This is a genomic window from Allobosea sp. R86505 (assembly GCF_042466375.1).
Taxonomy (GTDB): Bacteria; Pseudomonadota; Alphaproteobacteria; order Rhizobiales; family Beijerinckiaceae; genus Allobosea.
The window spans coordinates 50,421-64,233 of the sequence record NZ_JAXHPY010000001.1; the positions used below are offsets into that span (position 1 = coordinate 50,421).

General features: G+C 69.0%; 12 protein-coding genes. All 12 read left to right on the top strand.

Annotated features, from left to right (window positions below; translation table 11 throughout):
- The first annotated feature begins 4 nt into the window (after positions 1-4).
- Entirely contained in the window at positions 5-2,917 is a 2,913-nt protein-coding gene (locus SJY11_RS00245) for a flotillin domain-containing protein (RefSeq protein WP_376984389.1), read from the top strand.
- Positions 2,918-2,929: 12 nt separating this feature from the next.
- Entirely contained in the window at positions 2,930-3,367 is a 438-nt protein-coding gene (locus SJY11_RS00250; protein ID WP_376984391.1) for an SRPBCC family protein, read from the top strand.
- Between the two features lie 3 nt (positions 3,368-3,370).
- A complete protein-coding gene (locus tag SJY11_RS00255) occupies positions 3,371-3,823 on the top strand; it encodes an SRPBCC family protein (protein ID WP_376984392.1) in 453 nt (150 codons plus the stop codon).
- 1 nt (position 3,824) lies between these two features.
- Positions 3,825-4,646, top strand: a complete 822-nt coding sequence (locus tag SJY11_RS00260; protein WP_376984395.1) for an FAD binding domain-containing protein — start codon at positions 3,825-3,827, stop codon at positions 4,644-4,646.
- A 10-nt stretch (positions 4,647-4,656) separates the two neighbouring features.
- On the top strand, positions 4,657-5,136 hold the full coding sequence (locus tag SJY11_RS00265) for a (2Fe-2S)-binding protein (protein WP_376984396.1): 480 nt from the start codon (positions 4,657-4,659) through the stop codon (positions 5,134-5,136).
- Between the two features lie 262 nt (positions 5,137-5,398).
- Entirely contained in the window at positions 5,399-7,174 is a 1,776-nt protein-coding gene (locus SJY11_RS00270) for a xanthine dehydrogenase family protein molybdopterin-binding subunit (RefSeq protein WP_376984397.1), read from the top strand.
- Position 7,175: 1 nt separating this feature from the next.
- Positions 7,176-8,219 (top strand): xanthine dehydrogenase family protein molybdopterin-binding subunit, encoded by a 1,044-nt coding sequence (locus tag SJY11_RS00275; protein WP_069054935.1) that lies wholly within the window; start codon positions 7,176-7,178, stop codon positions 8,217-8,219.
- Positions 8,220-8,223: 4 nt separating this feature from the next.
- Positions 8,224-9,108, top strand: a complete 885-nt coding sequence (locus tag SJY11_RS00280) for an AAA family ATPase (RefSeq protein ID WP_376984399.1) — start codon at positions 8,224-8,226, stop codon at positions 9,106-9,108.
- 112 nt (positions 9,109-9,220) lie between these two features.
- Positions 9,221-10,333: a vWA domain-containing protein gene (locus SJY11_RS00285; protein ID WP_376984400.1), complete on the top strand. Its 1,113-nt coding sequence runs from the start codon at positions 9,221-9,223 to the stop codon at positions 10,331-10,333.
- On the top strand, positions 10,330-11,214 hold the full coding sequence (locus SJY11_RS00290) for an amidohydrolase family protein (protein WP_376984401.1): 885 nt from the start codon (positions 10,330-10,332) through the stop codon (positions 11,212-11,214). The genes SJY11_RS00285 and SJY11_RS00290 overlap by 4 nt, the downstream gene beginning before the upstream one ends.
- A 13-nt stretch (positions 11,215-11,227) precedes the next feature.
- Positions 11,228-12,076 carry an MBL fold metallo-hydrolase gene (locus SJY11_RS00295; RefSeq protein ID WP_326911243.1) on the top strand — a complete coding sequence of 283 codons (849 nt, stop codon included), beginning with the start codon at positions 11,228-11,230 and terminating at the stop codon, positions 12,074-12,076.
- Positions 12,077-12,088: 12 nt separating this feature from the next.
- Positions 12,089-13,711 (top strand): isochorismatase family protein, encoded by a 1,623-nt coding sequence (locus SJY11_RS00300; RefSeq protein ID WP_376984402.1) that lies wholly within the window; start codon positions 12,089-12,091, stop codon positions 13,709-13,711.
- Positions 13,712-13,813 lie beyond the last annotated feature (102 nt).

Below are 13,813 nucleotides of genomic sequence, written 5' to 3' on the forward strand. Positions count from 1 at the left end.
GGACATGACGGGACAGCTGATCGGATCGCTGATCCTCTGGCTGATCGTGGCGGTGATCGTCATCGCCATCATCGTCTATCTGGTGAACTGGCTGTACCGGCGCTCGTCGAAGGAGGTGTCCTTCGTCCGCACCGGCCTGTTCGGCGAGCGGGTGGTGATCAATGGCGGCGCCTTCGTGCTGCCGATCATCCACGACGTCACGCCCGTCAACATGAACGTGCTGCAGCTCGCCGTGACGCGCGCCAGCAACGACGCGCTGATCACGCGGGACCGGATGCGCGTCGACATCGACGCCGAGTTCTATGTCCGGGTGAAGCCCGAGCGGGATTCGGTCTCGATCGCCGCCGCGACTCTGGGCCGCCGCACACTGCAGCCCGACCAGCTCCATGCGCTGCTTTCGGGCAAGTTCATCTCGGCGCTGCGCACCGTCGCCTCCGAGATGACGATGGAGGAGATGCACGAGCAGCGCGGGATGTATGTCCAGCGCGTCAAGGAGGCCGCGGCCGAGGCGCTCGACCAGAACGGCCTGCTGCTGGAATCGGTCGCGCTCACCGACCTCGACCAGACCGACCTGCAGTATTTCAACCCCTCCAACCGCTTCGACGCCGCCGGCCTGACGCGGATCATCGAGGAGATCGAGGACAAGCGGAAGCTGCGCAACGACATCGAGCAGGATTCGATGATCCGCATCCGCACCCGCAACCTCGAGGCGGAGCGCCAGGCGCTCGACATCGAGCGCGACAGCGAGGCAGCGCGCCTCGAACAGCAGCGCGAGATCGAGATCAAGCGCGCCGTGCAGCGGGCCGAGATCGCCCGCGAGCGCGCAGCCCGCGATACGGAAGCCGAGCAGGCGCAGATCCTCTCGCGCGAGGAGATCGAGAAGTCGCGCATCTCCAACGAGCGCGCGATCAGCGAAGCGCGCATCGCCTCCGAGCGCGACATCCGCCAGCAGGAGATCGCGCGCACGCAGGCCGTCGAGGAGGCCGAGATCAGCTCGCGCGAGCTGATCGAGAAGGCCCGCATCGCCAATGAGCAGGCGATCAGCGCGGCCCGCATCGCCTCCGAGCGCGACATCCGCCAGAAGGAAATCGAGCGCGCGCAGACACTTGAAGCCGCCGAGATCGCGGCACGGGAGGCGACCGAGAAGGCGCGCATCCTGCAGGAAACCGCGATCAGTGCCGAGCGCATCATCCGCGAGCAGGAGATCCGCAACCGCGAGATCGAGCGCACCCGCGTGCTCGACCAGGAGGACATCGCCGCGCGCGAGGCGGTCGACACCGCCCGCATCGGCCAGGAGGAGCGCGTCCGCGCGCTCGGCATCGCCCGCAACCGCGCCCTCGACGAGGCCGAGATCGCCGCCCGCGAGGCGGTCGAGAAGGCCCGCATCGCGCAGGAAAACGTGCTGACGGCCGAGCGCATCGCGCTGGAGCAGCGCAAGCGCCTGCTCGAGATCGAGCAGACCGAGACGATCGAGGCCGCCGAGATCGCGGCGCGCGAGAGCGTCGAGAAGGCGCGCATCAGCCAGGAGCGGACCGTCGCCAGCGAGCGCATCCGCCGCGACGAGGAGGTCCGCAATCTCGAGATCGCCCGCAACCAGGCGATCGACACCGCCGAGATCGCCGCGCGCGAGGCGACGGAAGCCGCGCGCATCGCCCAGGAGAAGGTCGTCGCTGCCGAACGGATCGCGGCGGAACTCGCCACGAAGGAGCTGGAGATCCGCCGCAACGCCGATCTCGACACCGCGGAGCTGAAGCGCCGCGACACCGTCGAGCGCCAGCGCATCGCCACGGAACTCGGTCTGGACGAAGAGCGCATCGACGCGGCGAAGTCCCGCGAGATGCTGCAGATCGCCCAGAAGAAGGCGGTCGAGGTGGCGGAGGAAGACCGCGCCATCGTGCTCGCCGCCAAGAGGGTCGAGCGCACCGACGCCGACAGCGCACTGCGCCAGGCCGAGATCGCCGCCAAGCAGCAGGTCGAATCCGTCGACATCGTCCGCGAACAGGCGCTGGAGGCCGCCCGGATCGAGCGACGGCGCGCGCTGGAGCAGCTCGAGATCGCCCGGACTCAGGCGCTGCAGGAGGCGCAGATCGCCTCCAACGAGGAGGTCGAGCGCGCCCGCATCTCGTCGGACCGCGGACTCGACGAAGCCCGTGTCGGGCGCCAGCGCGAGCTGCGCAAGCTGGAGATCGCGAGGGAGCGCGATGTCGAGGCGGCCGCCATGGACAAGGCGATCGCGCTCTACACCAAGTCGCTCGAGGAATCCGCCGCCCAGGCCAATGCCGAAAGCGCCCGCGCCAAGGCGGTCGAGGCCGAGGAACAGGTCAAGACGATCCGCGAGAGCGAAGGAGCGAAACGGCGCAAGACCGTCGAGGTGCTGCTCGCCGAGAAGGCGGCGGAGGAATCCAACATCGCCGCCGCGGCCGACAAGGTGCGCCGCACCGTCGAGGCCGAGGCCCAGAAGCTGCTCTACGAGGCCGAGAACGTGCTCAGCGACGGTGCCCGCTACGGGCTGTTCCGGCGCCGCCTGCTCGACAAGATCGAGGGCATCGTGCGCGAGAGCGTCAAGCCGATGGAGAAGATCGAGGGCATCCGCATCCTGCATGTCGACGGTCTCGCCGGTGGCGGCGGCTCGGGCGGCTCGGGTGGCGCGGCGCGCTCCCCGACCGACGAGGTGATCGAGTCGGCGCTGCGCTACCGCGTCCAGGCGCCGATGATCGACCAGGTGCTGAAGGAGATCGGCATCGAGGGCGGCAACCTCGCCAAGATGGGCGGTCTGATGCGCGAAGCGTCCGACATGCAGCGCGTCGCCAAGGATGCGCAGCCGGCCAGGCCGAAGGGCGGCGGCGATGCCAAGAGCGAGCCTACGACCGGTGGCGAGGGCTCTGCCTCCGAAGCCGGCCCCGGCAAGACCTCCTGAGGCTGCAGCATCATGGCCCGCGTCTACGTCTCCAGTGTCATCTCCGCCCCCGCCGCCAAGGTCTGGGCCCGCGTGCGCGATTTCAACGGCCTGCCGAACTGGCATCCGCGCATCGCCGAAAGCCGGATCGAGAATGGCGAGCCCGCCGACAAGGTCGGCTGCATCCGCGCCTTCTCGCTGCGCAGCGGCGACCGGCTGCGCGAGCAGCTGCTCGGGCTCTCCGACTACGACATGTTCTGCACCTACTCGATCCTGGATTCGACGATGCCGCTGACGAACTACGTCGCGACGCTGCGGCTGACCCCGATCACCGACCAGGAGCGCACCTTCATCGAATGGTCGGCCGATTTCGACTGCGCGCCGGAGCGCGAGGCGGAGCTGGTCGAGGGCATCGGCACCAATGTCTTCCAGGGCGGTTTTGATGCCCTCAAGCGCGCATTCGGGGGATGAGGCATGCCTCACGTCGTCCGCAGCACGATCATCGACGCGCCGGTCGACCTGCTCTGGTCGGTGCTGCGCGACTTCAACGGCCATGACCGCTGGCACCCGATCGTCGCACGTAGCGAAATCGAGCGCGGCCACCCGTCCGACCGGATCGGCTGCGTGCGCCGGTTCTGGCTGCAGGACGGCAGCGAGCTGCGCGAGCAGCTCCTCACGCTGTCGGACCTCGAAATGACCTTCAGCTACTGCCTGCTGGATACGCCGATCCCGCTCTTCAACTATGTCGCCCATGTCCGGCTGCTGCCGGTGACCGACGGCAACCGCGCCTTCTGGCACTGGGAGAGCCGCTTCACCACGCCCCGCGGCCGCGAGGCGGAGCTCGCCCGCATCGTCGGCGACGAGGTCTACACCAACGGCATCGAGGCGGTGCGCCACCTGCCCGAACTGGCGCGGGAGGCGGTCTGACATGCTCGCTGTGAGAAGCTGCGCGACGCTGTCGGAAGCCGCCGGCATCCTGTCCGGAGACCGGCAAGCGGTGCTGATCGGTGGCGGCACGCTGGTCATGCGCGACGTCAACGAAGGCCGGCTGACCGAGGGCACGCTGCTGCGAGTCACCGATCCCGCCTTCCGGCGGATCGAGGCCAATGGGGCCCGCATCGAGCTCGGCGGCGGGGTCACGATGGGCCAGCTCCTGGCCAGCCGCGAGCTCGCCTTTCTCCATCCGGCGGCCCGCGCGATCGGCGGCCCGGCCGTCCGCAACATGGCCAGTGTCGGCGGCAATCTCTTCGCGCCCACGCCTTACGGCGATTTCACCGTGGCGCTGCTGGCGCTCGATGCGCAGGTGGTGGTCCAATCCGGCTTCGGCAGTGGGCGCGCGACGCCGCTGGAGGAGTTCCTGACGGCCCGCGGGCGCATGGGGCCGGCGCTGGTCGCCTCCATCCAGTTCCCGCGACCCGCCAGCCCCGGCGATTTCCACTTCCGCAAGATCAGCCGCGTCAAGCCGAAGGGGATTTCGGTGCTGTCGATCGCCGCCCATCTGCCGCTGGCGGGCGGGCGCGTCAGCCAGGCGCGGGTGGCCTATGGCGCGATGGCGCCGACGCCGATCCGCGCGCGCGGCGTCGAGCGGGCGCTGGAGGGCAAGGCGCTCGATGCCACCGCCATCGCCGCCGCCAAACAGGCCGCGCTCGAAGGCTGCCGGCCCGCGACCGATGCGATCGCCAGCGAGTGGTATCGCCGCGAGGTGCTGCCCGTCCATCTCGGCCGGCTGCTCGCCGGCGAGCCCCGCTGAGGAGCGCGCCATGGCCAAAATTCCTGTCCAGTTCCGCCTCAACGGCACCGACCGCGCCGCCTTCGTCGACGCGCCCGAGACGCTCCTCAACACGCTGCGCCGGAGCCTGGGCGACTTCGCCCCGAAATATGGCTGCGGCCAGGGAGCCTGCGGCGTCTGCACCGTGCTGATCGACGGCGAGCCGCATCTCTCCTGCCTGACCCTCTCGGTGGCCTGCGAGGGCCGCCAGGTTGAGACGGCCTCGGGCATGGCCGATGGACCCGATCTGCATCCGCTGCAGGCGCAGTTCATGGAGCATTTCGCCGCCCAGTGCGGCTTCTGCACGCCCGGCATGCTGACGGCGGCGCGAGCCCTGCTCGACACAAACCCCAACCCCACCCGCGACGAGGTCATCGAAGCCATCAGCGGCAACATCTGCCGCTGCACCGGCTACGAGCCCATCGTCGCCGCGATCCTCGCCGCCGGCGGGCAGAGCGCGAGGCGGGCATGATGAAGGTGGTGATGGTGACGGAAGCTCTCGCGGTGGCTCGCGTCAATCCTGCGCTGCGATCGCACCTCTTACACGGCCGCGCCCATGGTGGGCTCAAGCCCTCCCCCCGCTTGCGGTGGGGAGGGTTGGGTGGGGGGGCGTGCCGCTTGGCGGGACGGTCAGAGCGGTCTCGTCACGCCCCCCCATCCCTAGCCCTTCCCCACAGCAAGCGGGGGGAAGGGAACGCACCTTTCCGGAGGACGCTCACAGGGAGAACCCGGCCATGCTAGAACTCCGCAAGGACCTCTTCGCCGACGAGCGCGACGATAATCTCAACGTCGTCGGCAAGGGCATCCAGCGTCAGGACATGCCCGGCCATGTCACCGGGCTGACGCGCTACTTCGACGACCACGCCTTCGACGGGATGCTGCATCTGAAGGTGGTGCGCAGCCCCCATGCAAGCGCCCGCATTCGCTCGATCGACGTCTCGGCCGCCGCCCGTGCACCGGGCGTCAAGCGCGTGCTGCGCGCGGCCGACGTGCCGGTGAACAGGAACACGCTGCTCAGCCTGATCAATTTCGGCAAGGACGACGAGCCTTCGCTGGCGGTCGACAAGGTGCACTATGTGGGCGAGCCCGTCGTCGCGATCATCGCCGAAAGCGAGGCGCAGGCGCTCGCGGCGAAGGCGCTGGTGCGCATCGACTACGAGCCGATGCCGGCCGTGTTCGATGTCGAGGAGGCGCTGAAGCCGGGCGCGCCGGTCGTCAACGAAACTTATCCGGCGAATTATTTCGAGTATCACGAGCGCTTCGACCATCAGAAGCTGCGCTTCGGCGATGTCGAGCGCGCCTTTGCCGGTGCCGACATGGTGCTGGAGCACCGCTACCAGATGTCACCGATCGAGCATGCGCCGACGGAGACCAACGGCTCGATCGCCGCGCCCGAGCAGAACGGCCGCTTCGTCGTCCATTCCTGCGCGCAGGGTCTGTTCTTCGCGCTCGGCACCACCGCCAAGATCGTCGCGGTCGAGTCCAACCGCCTGCATTTCATCGGCGGCACGGTCGGCGGCGGCTTCGGCGGCAAGGTCGATTCACTGACCGAACCTCTGGCCGTGCTCGGCTCGATGGTGACGGGGCGCCCGGTCCGCTTCGTGCTCGATCGCGAGGAGGAGATGCTCTACGGCTCGCCGCGCGGGGCCGAGCGCATCTACATCAAGGACGGGCTGATGCGCGACGGGCGCATCGTCGCCCGCTACATCCGCAGCTATTTCGATGCAGGCGCCTATACGCGGCTCTCCAGCTATGCCGCGATCAAGTGCACCGCGCATCTGCCAGGGCCGTACTGGATTCCCAACGTCGCCTCCGACGTCCATGTCGCCTACACCAACCGCTGCCCCTCGACCGCCATGCGCGGCTTCGGCATCACTGCGGTGGATTTCGCGCTGGAGGTCCAGATGGACCGGCTCGCCGAGGCGGCCGGCATGGACCCGATGGAGTTCCGGATCCTCAACGCCTACCGCGACGGGGACATGAAGCCGCATCGGCGCAAGGCCTCGAACACGGCGCTGATCGAATGCGTCCAGGTGGCGGCGGAGAAGGCGAACTGGCCGATCTCGGAACAGGGCAAGCGGCAATCCTCGCTCACCGGCGGCGGCGCAGGCGAGCGCGCCCAGATCCCCGCCACCGTGCTCGATGCACGCGGCCAGATCAGCCGGCCCGAGACGCGGCAATCGGGCCCGACGCAGACCCTGCCGGCCGGCACCTCCCGCATCGCCTTGAGCAAGCAGCCGGTGATGGAGGGCGCGCGCGACGGGCGCGCCGCGCCCACGCAGGTGCCGCGTTACGAGGCGCCGCGCCCCGCAACGGCCGTGCCACCGTCCTACGCAGCGCAGCCGGCCTCTCCGCCGCCGCAGCCCCCCTCGCCCTACCAGCCGGTATCTGGCCAGCAGCCGCCACCCTATCAGCCACCCCCGGCGCCGCCTTCGCCCGCGCCGGCCGCTCCGGCGCAAACCCAGCATGGCGCGGTGCGCTTCTCGTCCGTCTTCGGCAGGAGGCGCTGACATGGCCCGTCACGAAGGTCGCGGCATGGCGTCGGTGAACTACCCGATCGGGATGAATCTCGGCGGGGATCCGAGCCAGGCGCTGATCCATTCCAATCCGGACGGCAAATTCACCGTCGCGCTCTCGGCGATCGATCTCGGCCAGGGCATGAAGCAGGTCTCGCGGCAGATCGCGGCCGAGACGCTCGGCGTGCCCGTCGAGGACGTCTATGTCGACACCGCCGACAGCGACACCGGTCCCCATGACATGGGCTCCTTTGCCTCGCGCGGCACGCACCGCATGGGCAACGCCATCATCGTCGCGGCGCGCGAGGCCCGCGGCGTGCTGCTGGAGGCGGCGGCCGAGGAACTCGAGGTCGATGCCGGCGACCTCGTCACCGACGGACGCGGCAACATCCACGTTCGCGGCGCGCCCTCGCGCTCGATCACGGTCAAGGCGACCGCCCAGGCGGCGCAGTTCAAGCAGGGCAAGACCATCGCCGGGCGCGGCATCTTCCTGATCCCGCTCTCGGCCGTCGATGCCGAAACCGGCGAGATGAACCCCAACACCGCCTTCGCCCATGCCTGCCTGGTGGCGGACGTGACTGTCGACGACGAGACCGGCGAGGTCGAGGTGCTCAGGATGACCAGCGCCTATGAGCTCGGCCGGGTGATCAACCCCCGCATGGTCGAGCAGCAGCTCGTCGGCGGGGCCTGGATGGGCATGAGCCATGCGCTCTACGAGACGCCCGAGCCCTATTATCCCGACACCGCCCATGGCCCGCGCGACTTCAACGAGTACCTGATGCCGGGGCCGGGCGAGATCGCGCCCTATCACGTCACGGTGCTGGAGCGCCCGGCGCCCGACGGGCCCTATGGCGGCAAGGGACCCGGCGAGATGTGCGCCAATCCGGTCCTGCCGGCGATCGCCAACGCCGTCTACAACGCGGTCGGCGTGCGCGTCGATGAGCTGCCGATCACGCCCGAGAAGATCCTGCGCGGACTCAAGGCCAATGGCGGGGTCAAGCCCGGCCCGCGCCGCGGCGGCCCCGTGAACTGGCGGTGACGGCATGGCGCTGCGCACCACCGTCGCCGGCCTCTCCAGCCCCGAGGACCTCGCCCGGGCCCTGACGGGCGCGATGTATCTCGCCGATGACGGCATCGCCACCGCCGGCTACCTCGCGCTCGCTCTCGGCAAGCCGCTGCTGCTCGAGGGCGCGCCCGGCGTCGGCAAGACCGAGGCCGCCAAGGCGATCGCCGGCATCCTCGGGCGCCAGCTGATCCGGCTGCAATGCTTCGAGGGGATCGACGCGTCGGCTGCGCTCTATGAGTGGAACTATCCGCGCCAGATGCTGGCGATCCGCCAGGCACGGGAGGGCGAGACGCTCGACATCTACCGCGACGATTTCCTGATCGAGCGGCCGATGCTGACGGCACTGCGCCGGCCGGAGTCGACCGTGCTGCTGATCGACGAAATCGATCGGTCGGACCATGAATTCGAGGCCTTCCTGCTCGAATTCCTGTCCGATTTCTCGATCTCGATCCCCGAGCGCGGCACCCTGCGCGCCGCCGAGCGTCCGGTCGTGGTCCTGACCTCGAACCGCACGCGGGAGCTGCATGAGGCGCTGCGGCGCCGCTGCGTCTACCACTACATCGCCTATCCCGAGCCCGAGCGGGAGGCCCAGATCATCATGATGCGCTCCTCGGCCGTCGCCGAGGGCACGGCGCGCGCCGTCGTCCACGCCATCGGTCTTTTGCGCCTGGAGCCGCTGGCCAAGCCACCGGGCGTGGCCGAGGCCGTCGACTGGGCCGAGGCCGCCACCGCGCTCGCCCGGGCCGGCGCGCCCTGGCCCGAGGCCTTCCGCCGCTCGCTGGGCGCCGCGATCAAGGACGAGGAGGATTTCGTCCATCTGCGGCCCCGCCTGCCGCTGATCATCCCGGGGCTGGCGGCATGAGCATTCAATCGTCATTGCGAGCGCAGCGAAGCAATCCAGGGGCGGCCATGCTCAACGCCTCCCTGGATTGCTTCGTCGCTGGCGCTCCTCGCAATGACGGCTGGAGTCGGCCATGATCGCCCCGCTCCCCGCAGCCGGACGCCTGTTCGTCGCCTTCCCGACGCTCCTGCGCGGGCATGGCTTCTCGGTCGCGCCGGAGCAGACGACGAGCTTCCTGATGGCGATCGAGCTGCTCGGGCCCCGCAGCATCGAGCACATCCGCAAGGCGGCGGTGGCGACGCTCGCGCCGCATCCCGAACAGCGCGAGCTGTTCGACGCGCTGTTCGACCTGCATTTCCTCGGCGCCATCGCAGAGCCCGGCGACGAGGATTTCGCGCCCGACGAGGAGATGGCGGTCCAGGAGGATTCCGGCTCGCGCGAAATCCTGGTCGGCGAGGAGGTCAACGAGACCGGCCAGGCCGCGACGGGGGCGGAAGCGCTGTCCGTTCGGGCCCTGCAGCCGCTGGACGAGAGCGAGACGCTGCGGCGCTTCGCCCGCGCTCTGCCGGCCGCGCTGCCCCGCCGCCGCGGCTATCGCCATCGTGGCGCCAGGCGAGGGCAAAGCGTCGATCTCGCCCGCAGCCTGCGCGCCGCGATCCGCCATGACGGCGAGGTGATGAGCCTGAAGAAGCTGAGGCGCGTCACCCGGCCCCGGCCGATCCTGCTTCTGATCGACGTCTCCGGCTCGATGAAGCAGCGCAGCGACGCCAATCTCGCCCTGGCGCATGCGATCGTGCAGGCGACACCGCGCGTCGAGGTCTTCACCTTCGGCACCAGGCTGACGCGGGTGACGCGGGCGCTGCGCCGCAAGCGCCGCGAACAGGCGCTCACTGAAGCGTCGGGGCTGGTGGCCGACTGGGATGGCGGCACCCGCATCGGCGATGCGCTGCAGGCCTTCCTCGCCGTGCCGCGTTTTGCCTCCTATGCGCGTGGCGCCGTCGTCGTCGTGCTGTCCGACGGTCTGGAACGCGGCGATCCGGCCGCGCTGGTCTCGGCGGTCACGAGGCTTTCGGCCCGGGCCCACCGCATCGACTGGCTGACGCCGCTTGCGACCGACCCCGGCTACCGGCCCGAGACCGAGGCGCTGCGCCTGATCGCGCCCCAACTCGCCAGCCTCGGCAACGGCGCCAGCACGGCGCGGATCTGCCGGCACATCCTTTCGCTCGGAGGCTCGGCCGCGGCATGACCGGAATCGTCGATTCGCATTTCCACATCTGGCACCAGGCCGACCTGCCATGGCTCGTCGGTCCGATGCAGCCGCGCATCTTCGGCCCGTATGAGCCGATCCGGCGGGACTATCCGGTCGCGGAGTATCTCGCGGATTGCCGCTCTTGCGGCGTCATCGAGGCCGTCTATGTCCAGGCGAACTGGGCACCGGCGCGCCATCTCGACGAGGTCGCCTTCGTGTCCCGGGCCTCCGACGAATCCGGCTTCCCGATCGCCATCGTCGCCTATGCCGACATGCTGGCTGAGGACGTCCGGCCGCAGCTCGACGCCCTGGCTCAGAACCCGCGGGTACGCGGCGTGCGCATGCAGCTGCACTGGCACGAGAACCCGCTCTATCGCTTCGCAGGCGGAGCCGATCTCTGCCGCGAGCCCAGGCTTCAGGCCAATGTCGATCGGCTTGCGGATTACGGCTTCAGCTTCGACCTTCAGGTCTTTGCGCCACAGATGGCCGGCGCGGCCGAACTCGCCTTTTCCTGCCCGAATGTGACCTTCGTGCTGCAACACGCCGGGATGCTGGAGAACCTCTCGCCGGACGGCATCGAGCAGTGGCGGGACGGCATGCGCGCCCTCGCCGGCCAGCCCAACATCGTCAGCAAGCTCTCGGGACTCGGTACCTTCCTGCGTCGGAACGACCCCGCGCATGTCGCTTTCGTCGCGACGGAGACGCTCACGCTGTTTGGCGCGGAGCGCTGCCTGTTCGGCTCCAATTTCCCGATCGAGAAGCTCTGGACGACCTATGCGGACCTGATCGGCGCCCATCGCGCCGCCGTGCCGCCAGACGCCTCCGATCACATCTTCAGCCACACCGCGCGGCGGGTCTACCGCCTCGCCCAGCCCTGACGGGAGACACTCCATGGCGCTCGAAATCAAGATTCTGGACTATGGCGACATCGAGCTGGAATCGAGCTTCCTCGTGCTCGGCCGCGATTGCGGGCGCACGCGGCGCGTGCCGACCTATGGCTTCCTGATCCTCGGCGGCCCCTGGCCGGTCGTCGTCGACACCGGCTACCGGCACAACCAGATCATGGAGACGCTGGGCATGCGCGGTCTCCAGTTCCACGAGAACATGATCGAGAACCAGCTCGCCAAATACGGCGTCCGGATGGGCGATGTGCGTTACGTCATGCACACACATCTCCACATCGACCATGCCGGGAAGGACGAGCTCTTCCCGATGAACACGACGGTGATCGTCAACCGGCGCGAGCTGGAATACTCCGTTTCCGGCCTGATGCACCCGCAATATCCTGCGCCCGACATCAAGCACCTGATCGACCGGCTGCACACGCGCGACGCGCTGCGCTTCGAGGATCTGGAGCTTTCCGGGATGATCGAGCTCTTCCCCGGCTGCTATCTGGAGGCTGCCGGCGCCCACACCGAGGGCTCGATGAATGTCCATGTCGACACGATCGAGGGCCGCGCCATCATCTGCGGCGACGTGATCTACGACTTCAACGACCAGATCGTCACGCCCTTCCACGAGATCAGCGCCAACGAACCACGCACCACCGGCAATCACGGCGTCTCCAAACGCGAGGAGAAGGCCGCGATCAAGAAGCTCCTCTCGACGGGCAAATTCCTGCTGCCGGTCCATGACAAGCCGGCCAAGATCGCCCATGGTCAGGTCGTCGGCCGCATGGATATGGCGGTTCCCGGCCCGGTCGTGCAGTCGCTGCCGCCGCGCAACTGGTTCGCGGCGTAAGGGCCTGCCGCCATGACCACGCACGTCGCCGTCCGCCCGGCCTTCGCCGACCTCGTCGATCTCTGGGCGCCGGTGCGCCAGCTCGGCACCGGCTTCGAATTCTGCGAAGGGCCGGTCTGGCATCCGCGCGAGCAGCATTTGCTGTTCTCCGACATGCCGGGCGATGTCCGCCGTCGCTGGGACAAAAGCGGCGTGCGCGAGGTCAAGCGCCCGGCGAACAAATGCAACGGCATGACCTATGATGCCGAGCTCAACCTGATCGTCTGCGAACACGCCACCTCCTCGCTGATCTGCGAGCGGCCGGATGGTCGGCGGGAGGTCGTCGCCTCGCATTTCGAGGGTCAGGAGCTCAACAGCCCCAATGACGTCGTGGTGAAGTCGGACGGGGCGATCTATTTCTCCGATCCCTGGTATGGCCGCATGCCCGTCTTCGGCGTCGAGCGGCCGCGGCAACTCGGCTTCCAGGGTGTCTTTCGCATTCCGCCAGGGGGCGGCGAACCGCAGCTCCTGGTCGACCGCTATCTGTTCGACCAGCCCAACGGCCTGTGCTTCTGCCCGACCGAGGACCGGCTCTTCGTCAACGACACGGTGCAGCACAACATCCGCGTCTTTCCGATCCTGCCCGACGGGCGGCTCGGACCGGGGCGCATCTTCGCGTCGGGCATCGTCTCGGTCAGCGAATCCGGCGTCCCCGACGGCATGAAGTGCGACGCGCAGGGCAACCTCTGGGTCTGCGGACCCGGCGGCGTCTGGGTCTACACGATCAAGGGCGAGTTGATCGGCAAGCTGCGCGTGCCCGAACTCGTCGGCAACCTGACCTGGGGCGGGCCGGACTGGCGCACGCTCTTCCTGACCGCGACGCATTCGCTCTATGCCGTCGAGACCAAGGTTGGCCCGCGGATGGAGCCCTATATGAAGGCCACTGGCGGGCCGAGCGGCCGCAGCAGCGGCAGCACCCAGGCCGAGCCCGTGTCAGGCGTCAAACCCGCCGCGACCGTCGCCGCCAGCGGCGCGAAGAAGGCGGCGCCGGGCTACCGGCTCGATCCCGCGCGCTGCGCGCTGATCATCCAGGATATGCAGAACGACGTGGTGATGGAGGGCGGCGCTTTCGCCTCCTCCGGCTCACCGGAGCATTGCCGGCAGCAGAACGCCATCGCCAATGCGGCCCGCCTGGCGCAGGCGGCGCGTGCCCGCGGCATCCCGGTGATCCATGTCTGGTTCGTGGTCGAGGCGGGAGCGCCCGGCGTCACCATGAACGCGCCTCTGTTCGAGGGGCTGGCGGACGCCAAGGCGCTGGTGCGTGGCACCTGGGGCTGCGCGCCCGTGCCGGGGCTGGAGGCGCAGGCCGGCGACCATGTCGTCGAGAAGTGCCGCATGAGCGCCTGGGAGGGGACACGGCTCGAAACCGTGCTCAAGGCGCTGGGCCGCGACGTCGTCATCGTCACCGGCGCCTGGACCAACATGTCGATCGAGCACACGGCCCGCACCGGCGCCGACAAGGGCTATTTCATGCTCGTGCCGGAGGATGCCTGCTCGACCATGAACGCCGAGTGGCACACGGCCTCGGTCAATTACGCGCTGCAGAATGTCTGTGTCGTCACGGATGTCGATGCCGTCATCACCGCCGTCGAGTGAACCCTCAAGGTCGCCGATAGCGGGTTTCCGTGCGGCGAGATCGCCCTCGGCGGCGACGGCCCCGGCCGGGGCCGGCCTGCCCAAATTCCATTCAAGCGACCG

What these genes read in the sequence shown, in the direction of transcription:
- SJY11_RS00295 (WP_326911243.1), top strand. Translation starts at nt 11,228, where the DNA reads ATGGCGCTCGAAATCAAGATTCTGGACTATGGCGACATCGAGCTGGAA.
- SJY11_RS00245 (WP_376984389.1), top strand. Translation starts at nt 5, where the DNA reads ATGACGGGACAGCTGATCGGATCGCTGATCCTCTGGCTGATCGTGGCG.
- SJY11_RS00265 (WP_376984396.1), top strand. Translation starts at nt 4,657, where the DNA reads ATGGCCAAAATTCCTGTCCAGTTCCGCCTCAACGGCACCGACCGCGCC.
- SJY11_RS00260 (WP_376984395.1), top strand. Translation starts at nt 3,825, where the DNA reads ATGCTCGCTGTGAGAAGCTGCGCGACGCTGTCGGAAGCCGCCGGCATC.
- SJY11_RS00300 (WP_376984402.1), top strand. Translation starts at nt 12,089, where the DNA reads ATGACCACGCACGTCGCCGTCCGCCCGGCCTTCGCCGACCTCGTCGAT.
- SJY11_RS00290 (WP_376984401.1), top strand. Translation starts at nt 10,330, where the DNA reads ATGACCGGAATCGTCGATTCGCATTTCCACATCTGGCACCAGGCCGAC.
- SJY11_RS00255 (WP_376984392.1), top strand. Translation starts at nt 3,371, where the DNA reads ATGCCTCACGTCGTCCGCAGCACGATCATCGACGCGCCGGTCGACCTG.
- SJY11_RS00270 (WP_376984397.1), top strand. Translation starts at nt 5,399, where the DNA reads ATGCTAGAACTCCGCAAGGACCTCTTCGCCGACGAGCGCGACGATAAT.
- SJY11_RS00280 (WP_376984399.1), top strand. Translation starts at nt 8,224, where the DNA reads ATGGCGCTGCGCACCACCGTCGCCGGCCTCTCCAGCCCCGAGGACCTC.
- SJY11_RS00285 (WP_376984400.1), top strand. Translation starts at nt 9,221, where the DNA reads ATGATCGCCCCGCTCCCCGCAGCCGGACGCCTGTTCGTCGCCTTCCCG.
- SJY11_RS00250 (WP_376984391.1), top strand. Translation starts at nt 2,930, where the DNA reads ATGGCCCGCGTCTACGTCTCCAGTGTCATCTCCGCCCCCGCCGCCAAG.
- SJY11_RS00275 (WP_069054935.1), top strand. Translation starts at nt 7,176, where the DNA reads ATGGCCCGTCACGAAGGTCGCGGCATGGCGTCGGTGAACTACCCGATC.